This is a genomic window from Noviherbaspirillum cavernae (assembly GCF_003590875.1).
Classification (GTDB): Bacteria; Pseudomonadota; Gammaproteobacteria; order Burkholderiales; family Burkholderiaceae_D; genus Noviherbaspirillum; species Noviherbaspirillum cavernae.
The window spans coordinates 1,792,566-1,813,742 of the sequence record NZ_QYUN01000002.1; the positions used below are offsets into that span (position 1 = coordinate 1,792,566).

At 57.6% G+C, this 21,177-nt stretch carries 13 protein-coding genes and 3 tRNA genes; 13 read left to right on the plus strand and 3 right to left on the minus strand.

Going from position 1 to position 21,177, the window contains the following annotated elements; translation table 11 throughout:
* The first annotated feature begins 314 nt into the window (after positions 1-314).
* Genes pgaA through pgaD form a run of 4 tightly spaced genes read left to right on the plus strand, consistent with a single transcriptional unit; the run spans position 315 to position 6,606 of the window.
* Positions 315-2,687 carry a poly-beta-1,6 N-acetyl-D-glucosamine export porin PgaA gene (pgaA, locus tag D3870_RS08360; protein ID WP_242489904.1) on the plus strand — a complete coding sequence of 791 codons (2,373 nt, stop codon included), beginning with the start codon at positions 315-317 and terminating at the stop codon, positions 2,685-2,687.
* Positions 2,672-4,774, plus strand: coding sequence for a poly-beta-1,6-N-acetyl-D-glucosamine N-deacetylase PgaB (gene pgaB, locus D3870_RS08365; RefSeq protein WP_242489905.1), 2,103 nt, complete (start codon positions 2,672-2,674; stop codon positions 4,772-4,774). Before pgaA ends, pgaB begins: the two co-directional genes overlap by 16 nt.
* Positions 4,775-4,776: 2 nt before the next feature.
* Positions 4,777-6,141 carry a poly-beta-1,6-N-acetyl-D-glucosamine synthase gene (gene pgaC, locus D3870_RS08370; protein WP_119738224.1) on the plus strand — a complete coding sequence of 455 codons (1,365 nt, stop codon included), beginning with the start codon at positions 4,777-4,779 and terminating at the stop codon, positions 6,139-6,141.
* Positions 6,142-6,165: 24 nt separating this feature from the next.
* Positions 6,166-6,606, plus strand: coding sequence for a poly-beta-1,6-N-acetyl-D-glucosamine biosynthesis protein PgaD (gene pgaD, locus D3870_RS08375; protein WP_119738226.1), 441 nt, complete (start codon positions 6,166-6,168; stop codon positions 6,604-6,606).
* On the opposite strand, the gene hpnE is transcribed toward pgaD, so the two are convergent.
* From hpnE to hpnC, 3 genes are read right to left on the minus strand one after another with little or no spacing between them, the layout of a single operon-like run.
* Positions 6,596-7,924 carry a hydroxysqualene dehydroxylase HpnE gene (hpnE, locus tag D3870_RS08380; protein WP_242489906.1) on the minus strand — a complete coding sequence of 443 codons (1,329 nt, stop codon included), beginning with the start codon at positions 7,922-7,924 and terminating at the stop codon, positions 6,596-6,598. The two genes, pgaD and hpnE, sit on opposite strands and share 11 nt — an antisense overlap.
* Positions 7,925-7,927: 3 nt before the next feature.
* A complete protein-coding gene (hpnD, locus tag D3870_RS08385) occupies positions 7,928-8,761 on the minus strand; it encodes a presqualene diphosphate synthase HpnD (protein ID WP_119738228.1) in 834 nt (277 codons plus the stop codon).
* A 36-nt stretch (positions 8,762-8,797) separates the two neighbouring features.
* Positions 8,798-9,640, minus strand: coding sequence for a squalene synthase HpnC (hpnC, locus tag D3870_RS08390; RefSeq protein ID WP_119738230.1), 843 nt, complete (start codon positions 9,638-9,640; stop codon positions 8,798-8,800).
* Between the two features lie 165 nt (positions 9,641-9,805).
* Between hpnC and D3870_RS08395 the strand changes: the two genes are divergently transcribed.
* The 9 genes from D3870_RS08395 to D3870_RS08435 all read left to right on the plus strand — a co-directional run bounded on the left by D3870_RS08395 (position 9,806) and on the right by D3870_RS08435 (position 21,171).
* Entirely contained in the window at positions 9,806-11,008 is a 1,203-nt protein-coding gene (locus D3870_RS08395) for an efflux RND transporter periplasmic adaptor subunit (RefSeq protein WP_422879644.1), read from the plus strand.
* Entirely contained in the window at positions 11,005-14,109 is a 3,105-nt protein-coding gene (locus tag D3870_RS08400; RefSeq protein WP_119738234.1) for an efflux RND transporter permease subunit, read from the plus strand. The genes D3870_RS08395 and D3870_RS08400 overlap by 4 nt, the downstream gene beginning before the upstream one ends.
* A gap of 295 nt (positions 14,110-14,404) precedes the next feature.
* Positions 14,405-14,491 (plus strand) — tRNA-Leu (locus D3870_RS08405).
* Between the two features lie 29 nt (positions 14,492-14,520).
* Complete coding sequence (gene tig, locus D3870_RS08410; RefSeq protein ID WP_119738236.1) at positions 14,521-15,870, plus strand: trigger factor; 1,350 nt, start codon at positions 14,521-14,523, stop codon at positions 15,868-15,870.
* Between the two features lie 31 nt (positions 15,871-15,901).
* Complete coding sequence (clpP, locus tag D3870_RS08415; protein ID WP_119738238.1) at positions 15,902-16,528, plus strand: ATP-dependent Clp endopeptidase proteolytic subunit ClpP; 627 nt, start codon at positions 15,902-15,904, stop codon at positions 16,526-16,528.
* Between the two features lie 164 nt (positions 16,529-16,692).
* Entirely contained in the window at positions 16,693-17,961 is a 1,269-nt protein-coding gene (gene clpX, locus D3870_RS08420; protein WP_119738239.1) for an ATP-dependent Clp protease ATP-binding subunit ClpX, read from the plus strand.
* 308 nt (positions 17,962-18,269) lie between these two features.
* Entirely contained in the window at positions 18,270-20,606 is a 2,337-nt protein-coding gene (lon, locus tag D3870_RS08425) for an endopeptidase La (protein ID WP_242490053.1), read from the plus strand.
* A 377-nt stretch (positions 20,607-20,983) separates the two neighbouring features.
* Positions 20,984-21,059: transfer RNA gene (locus D3870_RS08430), tRNA-Val, on the plus strand.
* 35 nt (positions 21,060-21,094) lie between these two features.
* Positions 21,095-21,171, plus strand: a tRNA-Asp gene (locus D3870_RS08435).
* Positions 21,172-21,177 lie beyond the last annotated feature (6 nt).

Here is a 21,177-nt window from a genome sequence, read left to right on the forward strand (position 1 = left end):
ATTGGCGGGGCGCACACACGGGTTTCCCCGTCCATGATCCGACCGCCGAATGTGTTTGTTTTCCTACACGAATCTGAGCGTTTCTGACATTTTCTGACCGTGCGTTGCCACGCGTTAATCCTGTCGCTAAGATGGCGGGGATATCTGCAATCCCATACTTCAAGAAACGGCCGCCGCGTCTGGCCTTGTCGTTTCCTTGTTTTTTTCCTATCGATTCCCCCTGAAGCTGCATGCCCCTTTCAGAGTCGTTGTCCGTTGCGTTCGCACGTGTGTGCTTGTCAGGAATGCTCGTTTGCTCAGGCACGCAAGCCGCGGTGTCTTCGTCCGAGTATGAAGCGGCCATTCAGTCTGCGCATGCGGGCAACGAAACAGCCGCGATCGAGAAGTTGACGGCTTGGCTGCACGCCGATCCCGACAACCGGCGCATCATGCATGACCTGGCTGCGGTTCTCGTCATGGTGGGGCGTGATGATGCTGCCTTGCAGTATTACGAGCGCATTGCGCGTGTCGATTCGCCTCCGTATGCCATCAAGTCGGTTGCGTTGGCGGCGCGGCGCGCCGGGCGCCTGGCGGATGCCGAAGCTGCATATCGCTTGCTGTTGAAAAAAACGCCGGAGGATGCGGAAGCGCACGCAGGCCTTGCCTACGTCTGGATGGCGCTGGGCCGGACCGATGATGCACTGGCCTATGTGAGCGGTCATCTGCCGCGCCCGCCAATTGCCTATACCCGCCGTGATGTGGCGCTAGTCGTGGCATTGGCTGAATTGCACGAACATCACAAAGACTGGCTGCTCGCTGCGAGTGCGTATCAGGATGTGCTGACACTCGACCCCGGGTTCAGGTATGCCTTGCGAGGCAGAGTATTCGCCGTCAACAAGGCGGGCCTTCCGCATCTCGCGAAACGTCTGGCGGACAGGCAGCCGGATGCTTTCAGCGAGGATGAGCGTCGGCAGCTTGCGCACGATGCGGCAGGACGCACCGTCATCTTCGGCCAGGCGCAGCTGGAAGCGGATGCTCGAGCGGCGCGCTTTGCGACGACCGATGTCGGGTTGCAGGCCAATCATGAGACAGGCGATCGTTTTGGCGAGCGGCCGGCGACACTGTTCGATCGGCTGGTGGCCTTGCGTGACCGGGTGCGCATGCGCGATGCCGTGGAGCTGTATCAGCACCTGTGCGCAGCTGGCGTGACCGTTCCCGCGTATGCCAAGGCCGCCGCGGCCGATGCCTACCTGTATCTGGAACAGCCGGAAATCGCGCGCGACTTGTACCGCGAGGCGATAGACGAGGTTCGTCAGGGTGGTGGCGAAAACGTCAGGGCATGGCAAATCGCGCTCTTTTATGCGTATGGCGAAGCCGAGCAGCATGACGAGGCGCAAGCCGTCGCGGATGGACTGCATCGCGACACGTCACCGATGATGAACAAGGGGATGCGGGGCATTGAGGAGCCGAACCCCGCATATTCGCAGACGGCATTGCTGAGTGCGCAGGCGCGACTTTATGCCGGGCGCCTGGATCAGGCGGAACAGCGACTCGCGGAACTACGCGCGCTGGCTCCGCACAATTCGAGCATCCGCTCGTCGTGGGCCTCCCTGCAATCCTCGCGTGAAAAACCTCGCGCCGCCCTGGAGGAGTTCACCTTGCTGCGGATCGATGATCCGAAATCGGTCGATGTGGCGGTAGGTCAGGGCGAATCCCTGCTCACCCTGAACCAGTTTGCAGAGGCGCGCGCGGTGCTTGCGCCATTGCTGGAGAGTTCCCCGGAGAGCAAGGCCGTACAGAATTTTGCCGACCGGGTCGATCGTCACGACCGTCTTTTACTGCAAATCGACACGACGTTGGGGCGGGGTGGCTCGGTAGCGGGAGCGGAGTCGGTGTTCGATAGCCGGCTGTATTCCGCTCCATTAAAGGATTCGCTGGGCGAGCCCTACCGTGTTTTTGCGCACGTGTCACGCTCGCAGGGGCATACCGATGGATCCTCGCTTGCGCGCACCCGTATTGGTGCAGGCATCGATTATCGGGCGCGCGACATTAGCGTCGAGGCCGAGGTCAATCAGGCAATCACGGCGCCCGATGCCAACGGAATTGCGCTGGCGCTGTCCTGGAGCCTGTCGGACGCATGGCGTACCAGCGTATTCGTCGATACCAATCTCAATGACCTGGCCGCAGCGGCGTTTCGCAATGGCGTGACGGGAAAGGCGATTGGGGCCAGCGTGACGTGGATCGACAACGAGTCGCGCAGCGCCGGCGCTTCCGTGTCGCGCACGCAGTTTTCCGACGAGAACGTGCGCGAAGGTGTGCGGATATGGTGGAACGAACGCTGGGTGTCCGGGCCGGTGTTCAAGCTGGACAGCAGCGTCGGCTTGTACACGTCGACCAACAGCCTGTCCGACCGGGTGTATTTCAGCCCGAAGCGAGACAAGGAAGCGAGCGTCGCTGTCACCGGTGAATGGCTCACCTGGCGGCGCTATCAACGCTCCTTCACCCAGCGGCTGACCTATACGTTCGGACGGTATTGGCAAGAAGGCTTTGAGAATGACGCCGTCGGCGACCTGCGTTACGAACACGCCTGGCGCGACGATCACGGCATCGCGCTTCGATATGGCATGGGTTACGGCTTTCATCCGTACGACGGCAATCGCGAAAATCGCCGTTATGGCTATCTGAATCTGGAATGGCAAATCAAATGAAGCGCGACATGAGACTTGGCCTGGCGCATCGTCTGCGCTCGATTCGGGCCCAGGATGCGTTCTGGCTGTTGCTCGCAGTGGCTTTGTGGTGCAGTGCACTGCTGTGGACAGGCAGGGCGTCGGCCCAATCCATGGGGCCACAGACACCGCTTCCATCCGCCATCGCCGTGCCGGACCCGGAGCAGAGTTTCCGCGTGTTGTGCTACCACGATATTCGCGACAACCTCCGTGAGTCCTTCCGTACCTGGCCGGAGCCTACCGCTGTCGACACCGACGAATTTATCCGGCAGCTGTCATGGCTGAATGAAAACGGCTACCACCCGGTCAGCCTGCAGCAGATCATCGATGCCAGGGCGGGGCGGGGCAAGCTGCCGGAGAAAGCGATCCTGCTCACTTTCGACGATGGCTACAAGAGCGCCTATACGAAGGTGTTCCCGTTGCTCAAGCAATTCAATTTCCCGGCAGTGATCGCCATCGTTGGTGAGTGGATAGAGACGCCGGCCGGCACGCCGGTCAGATTTGGCGACAGTCAAGTGCCGCGCGCCGAGTTTCTCAGCTGGAACGAGATCCGTGAAATGACGGCATCCGGACTGATCGAGGTCGCATCCCATTCGCACGGCATGCACAAGGGGATTCTCGCCAACCCTCAAGGGAATTCGATCCCCGCTGCGGTGGCGCGCCATTTTCACGCCGACAAGGCCGCTTACGAATCCGATGACGACTATGCATCGCGCATCAAAGGCGATCTGATCCGCAACGCGGACCTGCTCCAGCGTGAGCTGGGCAGCCGTCCACGGGCCATGGTCTGGCCGTATGGCGCCTACAACATGGCTGCTGCGCGCTGGGCGGCCGAAGCGGGCATGCCGGTCACGATGAATCTCGAACCGGGGCCGAACACGCCGCAGGACACGCTGCTGCGGATGCGGCGCACGCTGATCTTGCACAATCATCGGCTGGCCGACTTGATCGAGGCGCTGCAGGAACCGGCCAGCTACGGTGGTCGGCACGATCCGCTGGAGCGCGTCATTCATGTCGATCTCGACTATGTCTACGATGCCGATCCGCAAAGGCAGGAAGCGAATCTGTCTGCATTGCTCGACCGGATTGTGCGCTTGCGTCCCACGACGGTGTATCTGCAGGCCTATGCCGATCCCGACGGCGACGGGGTCGCGGATAAGCTGTATTTCCCGAACCGTCACTTGCCGATGCGTGCCGATCTGCTGTCACGCGTTGCCTGGCAACTCAAGACACGGGCGGGCGTCAAGGTCTATGCATGGATGCCGGTCATGGCATTCAAGCTGCCGGCGGAGCATCCGGCAGCTACCCATGTGGTTACTGTCATGCCGGGCGCACCGCCTGCGGCAAGCCAGGGCCGCTATCACAGATTGTCCCTGTTCGATCCGCTGGCGCGAAAGACGATCAAGGAAATCTACGAGGACCTAGGCAAGCACGTGGTGTTTGCGGGCATCCTGTTTCACGACGATGCGACCTTGTCGGACTACGAGGATGCCAGTCCGATGGCGCTCGCGCACTACCGCGACAAGTGGCAGTTGCCGGCCTCGGTCGAGACGATCCGCGCTGATGCCGCGTTGCGGCGGCGCTGGACCGAGGGAAAGACCGCGTATATCAATGCGTTCACGGTCGAGTTGATCAAGACCCTGCGCGAATATCAGCCCGCGTTGCTGACGGCGCGCAACATCTACGCGCAGCCTGTGCTCGATCCGGCATCCGAGGAATGGTTTGCACAGACGCTGCCGAGTTTTCTTGCGACCTACGATTTCACCGCGATCATGGCCATGCCCTACATGGAGGGGGCCGCCGATCCGGAGCAATGGCTCGGCCAGCTGCTGGCAAAGGTCAAGGCCCAGCCTGGCGCATTGCAGAAGACGATATTCGAGTTGCAAAGCCGGGACTGGCGCAACGACCAGCCGGTGCGTGCCGAAACGCTCGTTGCTCACTGGCGCCTGCTGCATCTGGGCGGCGCGCGGCATTGGGGGTATTACCCGGATGACTTCCACCAGAATCAGCCGGACGAAAACGTGATCAAGGCGGCAATTTCCGTCGAAACCTTTCCGATAAGGCGATAGAGATGGCGCTGGACATACTGCTATTCGACTTCACGTTCTACTATCCCTTGTTCATGTCGTACCTGTGGATGACGGGCGCCATCGCCTATTACTTTCATTACGAGCGCGACAGCCTGAAGTGCAAGGATCCCTTGAGCCTGTTGCGCGACAAGCCGCTGGTGTCGATCATCGTCCCTTGCTACAACGAGGAAGACAACGTCCGTGAAGTCGTGGATGCCTTGTCGCGGATGAATTATCCCGACTACGAGATCATCTGCGTCAACGACGGCAGCAAGGACAACACGGGCGCGATCCTGAACGAATTGCTGGATCAGTATCCCCGACTGCGCGTCATTCACCAGGAAAAGAACCAGGGCAAGGCAGTTGGCTTGAACACCGCCGCGCTGCTGGCGAAAGGCGAATACCTGCTGTGCATCGACGGCGATTCGATACTCGATCCCGACGCCATTCCCTGGATGTTGCGCCATTTCGAGTCGGGGCCGCGCGTCGGAGCGGTGACCGGCAACCCGCGCATCCGCACGCGTTCGACCTTGCTGGGTCGCTTGCAGGTCGGCGAGTTCTCGTCCATCGTCGGTATCATCAAGCGCGCCCAGCGTACCTACGGCCGTCTGTTCACGGTATCGGGCGTGGTCACGATGTTCCGCCGCCGCGCGGTGCTGCAGGCGGGCTTCTGGAGCCCGGACATGCTGACCGAGGATATCGACATCAGCTGGAAGCTGCAGGTCAATCACTGGGATGCACGCTTCGAACCGCATGCCTTGTGCTGGATATTGATGCCGGAAACCCTTGCCGGCTTGTGGAAGCAGCGATTGCGCTGGGCCATGGGCGGCAGCCAGGCGATACGCAAGTACGCCTTCATTTTCACGAAATGGCGCTTCCGCCGCATGTGGCCGATTTATCTGGAATATGTCGGATCCGTGTTCTGGGCCTATGCGATGGGGCTGGTCGTCGCGCTGTGGCTGCTCGGCTTGGTGATCAACATGCCGTTGCGTTGGCAGATCACGATTGTGCCGGGGTGGCATGGCGCGCTGATCGGTACGACCTGTCTCTTCCAGGTAATGCTTGCGATGTGGCTTGACCGCCGTTATGACCAGCGCGTGTTCCGCCACTTCTTCTGGATGATCTGGTACCCCCTGGCCTACTGGATGCTGAATATGTGCGTCACGATATGGTCGGTGCCAAAGGTCTTTGCCCGGCGCAAAGGCCGGCGGGCAGTCTGGATCAGCCCGGATCGCGGCGTGCGCATGCCAGTGCCGGAAACGCAAGCGGCTCCGGCGTCCGCCACAGGCCTGGTTCGCACACAGTCCGGAACCCATCCGCCAGCAGCCGCACCGGCCACGGTGCGGGAAGCGGTTCTTGACGAATGAGAAGAACATGATTGAGTGCAAAACATGTCATTGATTATTGATCAGCCATCGCTGACATCGATCCCGAAACGCATAGGGTGGGGCGGCGTCACCTTCCTGTTCTGGACGGTGTGGATCTATCTTTGGATGCCGTTTATCACGCTCGCCGCATGGATGTTCGGCTATTACCAGGCCTACAGTCAGTTTCGGTGGGAGCAGGAGGTGGAGGAACTGAAACGGCTGGTCATCCTGTACACCACCATCGTGGCATGGCTCGGCGGCTCATTGCTGTTATGGGCGCGGGTGGAATACATGCGATTCCGCAATGTGCATCGCCGCGCCTGGCCTGTCCCTGCGACGACGGAGGATCTTGCCCGGTACGCGGAATTGCCGGCTGCGGAGGTCAACGCATGGCAGCATGCGCGATGCGTCATCGCTCGTCACGATGAGCACGGCAAGCTGGTCGGCGCGGACGTCAGGGAGTGAGGCAGGCGGCTGCCTGCACGCCGCTTCTTATCGCAGATTCCAGCGTTGCTGGATAGTCGCTGGCGGTGTAGTCGCCTGCAAGGATCAAGCCGTTCATGGCTGTGCGGTTGTCCGGCCGCTTGAGTCCCGGCGCGCACGAGAAGGTGGCGCGCTTTTCCGAGATGACTTTCGTCCATGCCGGATTGCGTAATTCCGGTCGCTGGAACGACGTCGCCAATTGCACGGCGACGCCTTCTGCCAATGCCTGATGCCCCAGTTCGATCGCTTCGCTTGATGCACTGATGACGACCGCCAGCAGACCTTGCTGGTCCGCCGATATCTGTCCGCGATCGAAAACGAACTGGCCGAATTCGCTGGCGGCTGCATCTTCGAGCAGTGCGAAAAAAGGCTGCTCCAGCCTGACTTCCGCTGCATACTGCAGATAGCAGGTAGTGATCGGCTCGTACCGGAATGACGACAGGTTGTCGGTTTCAGCCAATCCATTCAGCAGGATTGCTGCCTGTGCGGGTTGCGTGGCGATGATGACTGCATCGAATCGGCCTTCGTCGTCCAGGGCAAACTCCTGAGCATTGACCTCGACTCGCCAGTGCCCATCCTGGCTGGAAACACGCTTGACGGTTGACGCACATCGGACCGTGCCGCCATGACCTTGAATGAATGCCGCCGCTTGTTGCGGAAACAGTTCGCTTAGATCCACACGCGGGATCAGCATGTCCGAAGCGGCGCGGCGCGCTCCCAGGCTGTCGCGCAGCACGTTCAGGAATACCTGCGCAGAAGCACGCTCCGGTGGCGTATTCAGCGCGGCAATGCACAGCGGACGCCACATCAGGCTGACAAGGCGATCTGTTTGGTCGAAGCGATCGAGCAGTTCGGCGACGCTGCAATCTGTGTGCATTCGCCAATCCATCCAGCGCGCGGTGGTCGAAAAACGGGCCAGCGACAATTTGTCGTCACGTCCCAATCCCTTTGCGCGCAACAATCCGACCAGCATATGGAAAGGGGCAGGCAGGCGCGGCGTCACGAAATCCATGCCGCCGCATGCTTGCGGATACCGCATCTGCAGCGGCAGGCGCAGCAAGGCGTCGTCGGGATTGATGCCAACTGTCCGCATCAGCTTCAGTGATTCGGCATATGCGCCCAGCAGGATGTGCTGGCCGTTATCGAGGACTTTTCCTTCAATCTCGACGCGCCTGGCTCGGCCGCCGAGCGTGCGCGCCGCCTCGAACAGCGTGACGCGATGCCCCTTACGCGACAGTTCTACTGCTGCGGCGCAACCGGCCCAACCGCCGCCGACCACTGCCACCGCCACCGAGCTCACAGCTCAACCCCGCACATAGGTTTTCCACGCCAGCCACAACTTGCGGATGGGCGTCAGGGAAATGCGTTGATTGAGCACATGGAAGCCATCGCGTTGAATCTCATCCAGGAGTGCGCGATAAATCGCCGCCATGATCAGCCCCGGCCGTTGCGCACGCCGGTCTTCGGAGGGCAGCAGCGCAAAGGCCTCGTCGTACGCTGCCTGCGCGCGTTCGGCCTGGAAACGCATCAGCTTTTCGAAGTTCTCGGTGTGGCGCGCATTCAGAATGTCGGCCGCAGTGACATCGAATTGCTGCAGTTCGCTCACGGGAAGGTAGATTCGTCCCTTGCGGGCATCGTCTCCGACGTCGCGGATGATGTTGGTCAGCTGGAAGGCCAGACCCAGCTTTTCGGCGTATTGCAGGGTTTCCGGACGTGTCGCGCCGAAAATTGCGGCCGACAAGATGCCGACCACACTCGCCACATGCCAGCAGTAGCGTTTCAAGCCCGCGTAGTCAAGATAACGCGTTTGATCCAGATCCATCTCCATGCCATCGACGATGGCGAGCAGATGCTTGCTGTCGAGTGAATAGGTGGTCATGTGCGGCTGCAATGCCTGTGTCACCGGGTGGGATGGCGCGCCGGCGAGCATGGCTGCGATTTCCTTGCGCCACCAGGCGAGCTTGGTACGGGCGACCGATACGTCGGTGCATTCGTCCACGGTGTCATCGACTTCGCGGCAAAATGCATAGAGCGCAGTGATCGCGCGACGGCGCTCGGGCGGAAGAAACAGGAAGCTGTAGTAGAAACTGGAGCCGCTCTCGACGGCTTTTTGCTGGCAATAATCGTCTGGCGACATGAAAAATGGGGAGGAAACTGAGAGGAAGCCGCTATGCTAGCCGACTTGCCGCATGCGCGACAAACTGATTTTCATTCGGAGCGCGCGCCAGGCGATCAGCAGCCAGTCGCGCGGACCAAGTTGGGGGCGCCGGTGAAATACATCACCGTCCGTCGCCTCGATCCGCTCCAGGATACGCAGCCCGCCTTGAACCACCAGGCGCAGCTCCCAGCCGATGCGTCCGGGCAGGCGCAAGGCCAGCGGCGAGCCGGACAGCATCATTGCGCGCGCGCGCTCGATTTCGAAGCGCATCAATGCCCGCCATTCGGCATTGAGGTGCGCCGCGGCGATCTGGTGTTCGGTGACGCCGAAATGCGCGAGGTCTTCCTGCGGTATATATATGCGGTCCTTTTTCCAGTCGATGGCCACGTCCTGCAAGAAATTAATCAGCTGCAAGGCCGAGCAGATCGCATCGGAGTCACGCAAATTTCCCTCGTCCGCCGCATCATATAAATGCAGCATCAGAATGCCGACCGGATTTGCCGAGCGGCAGCAATAGTCCTGCAGGTCCAGGAATGTCGCATACCTTGTCGTTGTCACATCCTGTTTGAAGGCCGACAGTAAATCGTGAAACGGCTGGAGAGGCAGCCGGTAGTTATCGATGACTTGTGCGAGCCGGCTGAAAAGAGCTGATTGCGACGCTTGATGCCGCGCAATGCCGGCGAGGGCATCTTCATAAGCATTGAGTGCCGCGATGCGGGCCTCCGGGCGGGCATCGCCCTCGTCCGCCAGATCGTCCGCGCTGCGGGCAAAGGCATAGATTGCTTCGACCGCAGGACGCAGGCGCGACGGTAGCAGAATCGACGCGACAGGGAAGTTTTCGTAGTGATCAACCGGCATTGTTAGGTAAATGACTAAAAAGTCATATGAAAACTGGACAGCCCTGCTTATAATTACTAACCAGTCAGTCAGTAACTTGTCTTGGGTGCCGAAACAGATAGCAGCGCTGTCATCAAGTCGTTGCTTCGGCAGAAATTTTTCAGGTCGAATAGTAAAGGAAAATTCGTGGATGCTCTGATCAATCCCCATCAGCCTGTGCAGGAAGGACGTGTTGTCAATCGCACTGCGCTACTGGCTATCGCCGCCATGATTGTGCTGGGCGGCTGCTCCAAAGAGATCGCGAAAACCGAAGACATCCGGCCTGTACGCGCCATCCAGTTGAGCGCCGAAAACGCGAACATCGCGGCCGAATTCTCCGGCGAGGTGCGTGCCCGCATCGAATCGCGGCTCGGGTTCCGTGTTGGAGGAAAGATCGTGGAGCGCAAGGTCGATGTCGGTGCCGTGGTCAAGCGCGGCCAGCCGTTGATGCAGCTCGATCCGCAGGATTTGCGACTAGCGCAGGCACAGGCCAATGCCGGATTGAAAGCGGCAGAAAGCAACCGCGATCTGGCCAAGGCGGAGTTAAAACGCTATCAGGATCTGCGCGAAAAGAATTTCGTCAGTCAGGCGGTACTTGAAGCCAAGGAGACTTCGTATCAAGCGGCGCAGGCAAGCTACGACCAGGCGCTTGCCGGGTACCGCAATCAGTCCAACCAGGCTGGCTACTCCACGCTGCTGTCCGACGTGGATGGTGTTGTCACCTCCGTCGATGCCGAAGCCGGGCAGGTGGTCGCGGCCGGAACTCCGGTGGTGCGCGTGGCCCAGGCGGGCGAAAAGGAAATCGTCATCGGCCTGCCGGAAGACAAGGTCGATGCATTGCGCCGCGTCACGGATGTTCGCGTCCGGACATGGGCCAGACCGGACGCGATCCTGGTGGGCAAGCTCCGCGAAGTGTCGCCTGTCGCGGACCCCGTGACCCGGACCTACACCGCAAAGGTGTCGATTCCGGACGCATCGAACGACGTCAAGCTCGGCATGACGGCCTATGTCAGTTTCGCGACGAGGACGCCGAACGCCAGCATCAAGGTGCCGCTTACTGCACTGTTCCAGGACAAGGCGAACACAGCCGTATGGATTGTTGAAAACGGCGCAGTCAGACTCGTGCCGGTACAGGTTGCAGGCTCGTCAGGCAATGACATCCTGCTCGCCGGCGGTGTTTCGCCGGGCCAGACCGTTGTGACCGGCGGCGTCAACCTGCTCAAGCCTGGTCAGAAAGTGACGATCCTCGGCGACGACGCCATCGCCAAACCAGACAACAAACTGGCGGGAAAAGAAGACGCCGGAAATGGCGTCAAGACCAATGGCGCAGGAACAGGAGCCGGTAAATGAAGGGCGGCTTCAACCTGTCGCGCTGGGCGCTGGAACATATCCCGCTCACGCGTTACCTGATTGTCGTACTGTTGCTCGGCGGCATTTTGAGTTATGGGCGTCTGGGTCAGGATGAGGATCCGCCGTTTACGTTTCGCGCGATGGTGGTGCGGGCGATGTGGCCGGGCGCGACCGCACTGCAAATGGCGGACCAGGTAACGGACAAGCTGGAAAAAAAGCTGCAGGAAACCCCTTATATCGACAAGATCCGCAGCTATTCGAAGCCAGGCGAGACGCTCATCATTCTGCAATTGCGTGAATCCACGCCGCCGAAGGAAACCGCGGGCGCGTGGTATCAGGTCCGCAAGAAGATCGGCGACATCCGCGGCACGCTGCCTGCCGGGGTTGTCGGGCCGTTTTTCAACGATGAGTTCGGCGACACCTACGGTTCGATTTTCGCGCTTTCCGGTGACGGCTTCAGCTATGCCGAGGTCAAGGATTACGCCGACTTCATCCGCCAGCAGTTCCTGCGCGTGCCATCGGTCGCGAAGGTCGAACTGCTCGGCGTGCAGGACGAAAAGATCAACATCGAGTTTTCGCACAAGAAGTTCGCGCAACTCGGCATTCCGATCGAGACGATCATCGCGCAGATCAACGCACAAAACATCGTGGAAGCGACGGGCGTCCTCGTGACCGCCACCGACAATCTGCAGGTGCGCGTGACAGGCGCAATGAAAACAGTCAAGGATCTGGAAGAGCTGGAGCTGCGTGCCAGCGGGACCACGTTCCGCCTGGGCGATTTTGCCACCATCAAGCGCGAATACAAGGACCCGCCGCAGGACAAGATGCGCTTCAACGGCAAGGAAGTCATCGGTCTCGGCATCTCGATGGAAAAGGGTGGCGACATCATCGCTCTGGGACATGATCTGCAAAAGACCGTGACCGATCTCAAGCGCAGTCTGCCGGTCGGCGTCGAGCTGGAGCAGGTCTCGGATCAGCCGCAGGCCGTGACATCGTCCGTCAACGAGTTCCTGAAGGTGCTGACCGAGGCAGTACTGATCGTGCTGGCAGTGAGCTTCATCGCACTCGGTCTGCACACCAAACCATTCCGCCTCGACGTGCGGCCCGGACTCGTGGTGGCATTGACGATCCCGCTGGTGCTGGCGGTTACATTCCTGTTCATGCGCATCTTCAACATCGACTTGCACAAGATCTCGCTCGGTGCGCTGATCATCGCGCTTGGGCTTCTCGTGGACGACGCGATCATCGCGGTCGAGATGATGGTGCGGAAGATGGAGGAGGGGCTTTCCCGCTTCGATGCGGCCACCTTCGCCTACACCTCGACGGCGATGCCGATGCTGACGGGTACGTTGATCACGGCGGCGGGCTTCCTGCCGATCGGATTGGCGAAGTCGGCGGCGGGCGAATATACCTTCTCGATGTTTTCGGTCAACGCCCTGGCACTGCTGATCTCGTGGTTCGCGGCCGTCTTGTTCACGCCCTACATCGGCTACGTGCTGTTGAAAGTCAAGCCCGCCGCCAATGCGGACGGTCATCATGAGCTGTTTGACACCCCGTTCTATACGCGTTTCCGCGCACTGGTGAACTGGTGCGTCGAATGGCGCAAGACCACCATCGTGGCCACGCTGGCGATCTTCGGCTTGGGCGTGTTCGGTTTCAAATTCATCGAGCAGCAGTTCTTCCCTGATTCCAGCAGGCCGGAATTGATGGTGGAACTGTGGATGCCGGAAGGTACGGCTTTCGCCGCGACCGAAGCGCAGGCGAAGAAGTTCGAAGCCTTCATTCGCAAGCAAGATGGCGTGGAAAGCGTGACCAGCTACGTCGGTACCGGCAGCCCGCGATTCTATCTGCCGCTTGACCAGATATTCCCGCAGACCAACGTGTCGCAAATCGTGGTCCTGCCGAAGGACTTGGAGGCACGCGAGGCATTGCGCCTCAAGATTGTCGATGTCTTCAAGACCGATTTCCCTGAAGTGCGAGGACGCGTCAAGCTCTTGCCGAACGGGCCGCCCGTGCCTTATCCGGTGCAGTTCCGCGTCACCGGCACGGAAGTCGGCAAGGTGCGCGCCATTGCCGATCAGGTGAAAGAAATCATGCGCGCCAATCCCAATGCGATCGGCGTCAACGACAACTGGAACGAGTCGGTCAAGGTCCTGCGTCTTGAACTTGATCAGGACAAATTGCGCGCGCTAGGCATCAGTTCGCAGACCGTGATGCGTGCCGCCAATACGGTTCTGACCGGGACCACCATTGGTCAGTATCGTGATGAAAACAAGCTGATCGACATCGTCCTCAGGCAGCCGGTCGAGGAGCGCGCCACCATCACTGCGTTGAGTGAAGCGAATATCCCGACCGCGAGCGGCAAATCGGTTCCGTTGGCGCAAGTGGCGCGTCCCGTATTCGTCTGGGAGCCGGGAGTTGTGTGGCGTGAAGGGCGCGAATGGGCGATCACGGTGCAGTCGGATGTGATCGATGGCATTCAGGGGCCGACCGTATCGAGCCAGATCGATCCGGATCTCAACAGACTGCGCGCCCAGCTGCCCGCCGGTTACAAGATCGAACTGGCAGGTGCCGCAGCGGATAGCGGCAAGGCGCAGGAATCGATTGCCGCCAATGTGCCGCTCGTGATCTTCATCATCTTCACGCTGCTGATGCTGCAATTGCACAGTTTCTCGCGCTCCGTACTGGTATTCCTGACCGGACCACTGGGGGTCGCCGGCGCGGCACTTGCCTTGCTGTTGCTGCAAAGGCCGTTCGGCTTCGTGGCGCAGCTCGGAGTGATTGCACTGTTCGGCATGATCATCCGCAATTCGGTGATTCTCATTGACCAGATCGAGCACGACATTGCAGAAGGCGTCCCGCCATGGAACGCGGTGGTGGAATCAGCCGTACGCCGCTTCAGGCCGATCATCCTGACTGCGGCAGCCGCAGTGCTGGCGATGATTCCTCTGTCGCGCTCAGTGTTCTGGGGACCGATGGCGGTTGCCATCATGGGCGGTCTGATCATCGCCACCGCGTTAACCTTGCTGTTCCTGCCTGCACTGTACGCAGCCTGGTTCCGCGTGAAGAAGCCGGTGCCGAAAACTGCCACCATTCCGTAAACCCGAGGATGCGATTCCGAGGAGTCGCGCAGCATCCGGACGCCGGCATGCTGCGCGATTCAATGTACGCAATCGATCCTTGGCGCGCGTGGCGATGACAGGGCGTGGCATGTCATGCCGAATGGAAAATACTGTATTTCAGTGTGCAAATGATTTCGCTGCCGCGCAAAACGCAGACATCCCCGTGTGCTTCAGGTAAAATGCCCGGTTGAAGTGAATAGGCAGGCAAAGGGGCGGCCAGTTTCTGTTTGATGGTCGCTTTTCTTTTTATTCGCAAATTGTTTAAAACCATCCCGCGAGGATGGCGAAATTGGTAGACGCACCAGGTTTAGGTCCTGACGCCAGCAATGGTGTGGGGGTTCGAGTCCCCCTCCTCGCACCACGAAATATTTAATTTTTTGGACGATTCACATGGCAACTGCAGTCGAAACTTTGGATAAACTCGAACGCCGTATCACAATCACCTTGCCGCTGGCCGACGTGCAGGCAGAGGTTGAAAAGCGCCTGAAAATTCGTGCGCGTACCGCGAAAGCGCCTGGCTTCCGTCCGGGCAAGGTCCCGATGAAAATGGTTGCGCAGCAATACGGTTACCAAGTCGAAACCGAAGTGCTGAACGACAAAGTTGGCCGTGCGTTCAATGATGCTGCAACCGAAAACAATCTGCGTGTTGCCGGCTTCCCCAAGATCGAACCGAAAACCGGTGAAGGCGTTGCCGAAGGCTCCGTCGCGTTCGATGCGACCTTCGAAGTGTATCCAGAGGTCAAGGTCGGCGAGTTGTCAGCAGCAGAAGTGGAGAAGACAACGTCGGCTGTGGCTGAGTCCGAGATCGACAAGACCATCGATATTTTGCGCAAGCAACGCGTGCATTATCACGTCAAGGGCGAACACGGTGCACATGGCGATGGCGGCCCAGACCAAACTGCGCAAAACGGTGATCGCGTGACAGTGGATTTTGTTGGCAAGATCGACGGCGTCGAATTCCAGGGCGGGAAGGCGGAAGATTATCCGTTCGTGCTCGGAGAAGGGCGGATGTTGCCGGAATTCGAATCGGCCGCCATCGGACTCAAGGTTGGCGAATCAAAAACGTTCCCGCTGCCGTTCCCGGCTGACTATCATGGCAAGGATGTCGCGGGCAAGACTGCCGAATTCACCATCACGATGAAAAAGGTGGAATGGGCACACATGCCCGAGGTCGATGCCGACTTTGCGAAGTCGCTTGGAATTCCGGACGGTGATCTCGCAAAAATGCGCGAAGACATCAAGCTCAACCTCGAACGCGAGGTAAAGAACCGCGTCAAAGCAAAGACGAAAGATAGCGTGATGGACGCTCTGATCAAGGTCTCTGAATTGGACGTTCCGAAATCCCTGGTGGAGCAAGATATCCAGCGCTTGGTCGAGATGGCTCGCCAAGACATGGCGCAACGCGGCATGAATGTGAAGGACATGCCATTCCCGCCGGAGTTGTTCTCGACGCAAGCTGAGCGTCGTGTACGATTGGGATTGATCTTGGCTGAAGTTGTGAAGGCAAACAAGTTGGAAGCGACGCCCGAGCAAGTAAAGGCGCAAGTGGAGGAATTTGCGCAAAGCTATGAAGATCCGCAGCAGGTTCTCAAATACTATTACAGTGACCGCCGTCGCTTGGGTGAAGTCGAAGCCCTTGTTTTGGAAGAGAATGTCGTTAACTACGTGTTGGGCAAGGCGAAAGTGAATGAGAAATCAGTCGCTTTCGATGAGTTGATGGGCAACACAGCACAAGCGTAAATTGTTTGTGCGCTCTGCAAAAGGAAAGCACATGTCAGGAATGATACGAAACTCCGCATTGGACACCGAAATGATCGGCATGGTGCCGATGGTGATTGAGCAGAGCGGTCGGGGCGAGCGCGCGTACGATATTTATTCGCGTTTGCTGAAGGAGCGCATAGTCTTTCTGGTCGGTCCGGTGAATGACCATGCGGCCAACTTGATTGTGGCTCAGTTGCTGTTCTTGGAAAGCGAAAACCCGGACAAGGATATTTCCTTGTATATCAATTCGCCGGGAGGCTCGGTTTCTGCTGGGATGGCAATTTACGACACCATGCAATTCATCAAGCCGGATGTGTCAACTCTTTGCACGGGTTTGGCCGCTTCGATGGGGGCCTTTCTGTTGGCAGCAGGTGCAAAAGGCAAGCGCTTCTCGTTGCCGAATTCTCGAATCATGATTCACCAGCCCTTGGGTGGAGCGCAAGGTCAAGCTGCCGATATCGAAATCCAGGCACGGGAAATTCTGTATCTGCGAGATCGGCTGAATCACATCCTCGCTGAGAAAACCGGTCGTACGGTGGAACAAATCAGCAAGGACACTGACAGAGATAATTTCATGTCTGCCAGCGAAGCAGCTGAATATGGCATGATTGACAAGGTGCTGACCACGCGCGCTTGAGGAAGTCGTCCACGCGAAAAACGCCCGGACGCTGGCTGGTTCGGGCGTTTTTCTTTACTGCGACGGAATCGTGTTAATGGGTTGCCCTGTTTTCTTGAGCTGAGTCGTGACGAATCCGGAATTCGCAGGTAATATCGAATCACTCCCTACATATAGATTGCTCTATGTCTGACAAAAAATCCTCCAGCGGCGAAAAATTGCTTTACTGCTCCTTCTGCGGCAAGAGCCAACACGAGGTGAAAAAACTCATTGCAGGCCCGTCCGTGTTCATCTGCGATGAATGTATCGACTTGTGTAATGACATCATCCGTGACGAGGCATCGAGCATCGAGTCGGTCGCCGGACCGAAATCCGATTTGCCGACGCCTCAGGAAATTTTTGAGTTGCTTGGACAATATGTAATCGGGCAGGAAACCGCGAAGCGCATTCTGTCGGTGGCTGTTTACAATCATTACAAGCGCCTGAAACACCTTGGCAAGAAAGACGATGTCGAGCTGGCGAAAAGCAATATCCTGCTGGTTGGTCCGACTGGCTCCGGCAAGACCTTGCTTGCACAAACGCTGGCACGCATGCTCAACGTGCCATTTGTCATTGCAGATGCAACGACATTGACGGAAGCCGGCTACGTGGGTGAGGACGTGGAGAACATCATCCAGAAGCTGCTGCAGAATTGCAATTATGAAGTCGAGAAAGCGCAGAAGGGCATTGTCTACATCGATGAGATCGACAAGATTTCGCGCAAATCTGATAACCCTTCGATAACGCGCGATGTATCCGGTGAAGGCGTTCAGCAAGCTTTGTTGAAGTTGATTGAAGGTACGATGGCTTCAGTGCCGCCTCAAGGTGGCCGCAAGCATCCAAATCAGGATTTTGTGCAAATTGACACGACTAACATCATGTTTATTTGCGGCGGCGCGTTTGATGGCCTTGCCAAGATCATTTCGAATCGCTCGGAGAAAAGCGGTATCGGCTTTGGCGCAACCGTAAAGAGTCAGCAGGAGCGAAATGCAAGCGAGGTCTTGCTGGATGCAGAGCCTGAGGATCTGATCAAGTTTGGATTGATCCCCGAACTGGTTGGACGCTTGCCAGTGGTAGCGACTTTGAGTGAACTAAACGAAGAGGCGTTAATCCAAATTTTGCTTGAGCCCAAGAATGCACTGATCAAGCAGTATGCGAAACTGCTGCAGATGGAAGGTGCTGAACTGGAGGTGCGTCCGGCTGCATTGCACGCAATTGCCAGAAAGGCGCTTGAACGTAAAACCGGAGCGCGCGGCTTGCGTTCCATTCTTGAACATGCGTTGCTGGATGTCATGTTCGAATTGCCGAACCAACAAAATGTTGCGAAAGTGGTCATTGATGAGAGCACCATCACCAATGGTGGAAAGCCGCTCTTGATTTACCATGAGCAACCAAAGGTCTCAGGCGCAAAATAAGTATCGAATTTATTTGTGGCAAATCCATTTATTGCCTGAAAGCAGTACAATTTGACTTACAAGAATCACTTTCGGATTCCATCGCAAAGCCACCCCGAGGGCGACTTCGTGTGTGGCTTTTTTATTGCAATGTCAACCACCTTTTATGGGAGCAATTTTTGTTGCCGCTTGGACTTGAGTTTCGGCTGCTCGTGCCTACATCATTAACAAGCTCTTAGATAAGGTTCGCCATGACGACTTCTACAACATTTACTGAACATACCCAACTGCCATTGTTGCCGTTGCGGGACGTTGTTGTCTTCCCGCATATGGTGATACCGCTATTTGTTGGCCGTCCCAAGTCAATCAAGGCGCTCGAAGCAGCAATGGAGCAGGGCAAGAGCATTATGCTCGCAGCTCAGAAAGCGGCTGCGAAGGATGAGCCGTCGGCTGACGATATCTATGAAATTGGATGCGTTGCCAATATTCTGCAAATGTTGAAACTGCCCGACGGCACGGTAAAGGTGCTGGTCGAAGGTGCGCAGCGTGCGCGCATCCACAAGATCATTGAGCTGGATTCGCATTTTGTCGCGGACTTGACGCCAGTCGAGTCGGAGCCGGGCGACGAGTCCGAAGTTGAAGCGATGCGTCGCGCAATTGTTCAGCAGTTCGACCAATACGTGAAACTCAACAAGAAGATTCCGCCGGAGATACTGACATCGTTGGCGGGGATTGATGATGCCGGCAGGCTCGCCGATACGATCGCGGCCCACCTTCCGCTCAAGCTGGAACAGAAGCAAGTCATCCTTGAGATATTCAACGTCGCCAAGCGGCATGAACATTTGCTCGGCCAGCTAGAAGGCGAGCTCGATATTCTTCAGGTTGAAAAACGCATCCGCGGCCGAGTGAAGCGGCAGATGGAAAAGTCGCAGCGTGAGTATTACCTGAATGAGCAGGTAAAGGCGATTCAGAAAGAACTCGGTGAGGGCGAAGAAGGTGCCGATCTTGAAGAGCTGGAAAAGAAGATCGTCGCCGCAAAGATGCCCAAGGAGGCACGCGACAAGGCTCAGTCGGAGTTGAAGAAACTGAAGTTGATGTCGCCGATGTCGGCCGAGGCAACGGTTGTGCGCAACTATATCGATACCTTGGTCGCTTTGCCGTGGAAGAAAAAATCGAAGGTAAATAACGACCTTGCCAATGCGGAAAAGGTACTTGAGGGCGACCACTATGGACTGGAAAAGGTCAAGGAACGAATCCTTGAATATCTCGCAGTCCAACAGCGTGTGGACAAGGTGAAAGCGCCGATTCTCTGCTTGGTCGGACCTCCCGGGGTTGGCAAGACCTCGCTGGGCCAATCGATCGCCCGTGCGACCAACCGCAAGTTTGTTCGCATGGCGTTGGGCGGTGTGCGCGACGAGGCGGAAATTCGCGGCCATCGCCGTACCTATATCGGCTCCATGCCAGGCAAGATTCTGCAGAGTCTGTCGAAGGTCGGCGTGCGCAATCCTCTGTTCTTGCTCGATGAGGTCGACAAGTTAGGCATGGATTTTCGCGGCGATCCTGCTTCGGCACTCCTCGAAGTTCTCGATCCGGAACAGAATCACACCTTCTCCGATCATTACGTCGAAGTCGATTTCGACTTGTCCGATGTGATGTTCGTGGCGACATCGAATTCGCTCAACATTCCCCCCGCATTGCTGGATCGGATGGAAGTCATTCGCCTGTCTGGATATACGGAAGATGAAAAGACCAATATCTCGCTGCGTTACCTCCTGCCCAAGCAGATAACCAACAATGGCTTGAAGGAAGACGAAATCAACGTTTCGGAATCCGCTATTCGCGACATCATCCGCTATTACACACGTGAAGCCGGTGTGCGGTCTCTCGAGCGTGAGATTTCCAAGATTTGCCGCAAGGTCGTGAAGATGCTGCTGTTGAAGAAGCAGGAGCGCAAGATCACAGTCACTTCAAAGAACCTTGACAAGTTCCTTGGTGTCCAGCGTTTCGACTTCGGTGTGGCAGAAAAGGCAAATCAGATCGGTCAGGTCGTTGGTCTTGCGTGGACGGAAGTCGGTGGCGATTTGCTCACCATCGAGGCGATGACAATGCCGGGAAAGGGCGACATCATTCGAACCGGAACACTGGGTGATGTGATGAAGGAATCGATCGAGGCAGCGCGTACGGTCGTGCGCAGCCGTGCAAAGCGACTCGGTATCAAAAGCGAACTGTTCAGCAAGAGCGATATCCACATTCACGTTCCCGAAGGTGCTACGCCGAAAGATGGTCCATCCGCAGGCATTGCGATGACGACGGCGCTTGTCTCGGTGCTGACTGGTATTCCAGTGCGTGCCGATGTTGCGATGACCGGTGAAATCACGTTGCGCGGCGAGGTGTTGCCGATCGGTGGATTGAAGGAAAAACTGCTTGCTGCACATCGCGGCGATATCAAGACGGTACTGATTCCTGAGCAAAACGTGAAGGACTTGGCAGACATTCCGGATAACGTGAAGAACAAGCTTGAAATCGTGCCGGTACGCTGGATTGAAAAGGTGTTGGAGGTCGCTCTTGAGCGGCAGCCTGTGCCATTGACCGATGAGCAAGCCGCGGTTGATACCGCTGTCACGCAGCCTGCGGGTCAAACGGACTCAAGCGTCATCAAGCATTGAGTTATCCTGGCGCAAACAGGAGGCGATCTTCGGCTCGCTTCCTGTTTTTTACCCGAAGCGGTCATGCTCAATGGAATATGGTTTGGTTTTATTAAAAGATGACAATGAATGCACATTCCGAATGTCGGTAACCAGCGTGCCGCAAGGCTGTGCGACTTGATAAAGGCATCTCGCAGTTTTTTCAGCCTGCGTGAACGGATGTGATCCGGGAACAAGCGATGCAATCTGAATCAAGGCGGTCAAGACATCGAAATTCCGCGCCAGCAAGAGACTGAAGTGTGCAGTAAATTAGTGCGTCACTGCTAAAGATGATGTAGAATAATGTTTTTAACGACGTGGTGACAAACGTCGGATGTTGGCTGACTAAGTGTGGATCCGGGTGCTTAGCTCAGTTGGTAGAGCGGCGCCCTTACAAGGCGTAGGTCGGGAGTTCGAGCCTCTCAGCACCCACCAGGCAGTCCACCATCATGCAGTAGCAAGCAGTTTCAGGAGTGGTAGTTCAGTCGGTTAGAATACCGGCCTGTCACGCCGGGGGTCGCGGGTTCGAGTCCCGTCCACTCCGCCAAAACAA

Coding starts and splice junctions, on each gene's coding strand:
- pgaB (WP_242489905.1), top strand. CDS start 2,672: ATGGCAAATCAAATGAAGCGCGACATGAGACTTGGCCTGGCGCATCGT.
- pgaC (WP_119738224.1), top strand. CDS start 4,777: ATGGCGCTGGACATACTGCTATTCGACTTCACGTTCTACTATCCCTTG.
- pgaD (WP_119738226.1), top strand. CDS start 6,166: ATGTCATTGATTATTGATCAGCCATCGCTGACATCGATCCCGAAACGC.
- hpnD (WP_119738228.1), bottom strand. CDS start 8,761: ATGTCGCCAGACGATTATTGCCAGCAAAAAGCCGTCGAGAGCGGCTCC.
- hpnC (WP_119738230.1), bottom strand. CDS start 9,640: ATGCCGGTTGATCACTACGAAAACTTCCCTGTCGCGTCGATTCTGCTA.
- D3870_RS08400 (WP_119738234.1), top strand. CDS start 11,005: ATGAAGGGCGGCTTCAACCTGTCGCGCTGGGCGCTGGAACATATCCCG.
- tig (WP_119738236.1), top strand. CDS start 14,521: ATGGCAACTGCAGTCGAAACTTTGGATAAACTCGAACGCCGTATCACA.
- clpP (WP_119738238.1), top strand. CDS start 15,902: ATGTCAGGAATGATACGAAACTCCGCATTGGACACCGAAATGATCGGC.
- clpX (WP_119738239.1), top strand. CDS start 16,693: ATGTCTGACAAAAAATCCTCCAGCGGCGAAAAATTGCTTTACTGCTCC.
- lon (WP_242490053.1), top strand. CDS start 18,270: ATGGTGATACCGCTATTTGTTGGCCGTCCCAAGTCAATCAAGGCGCTC.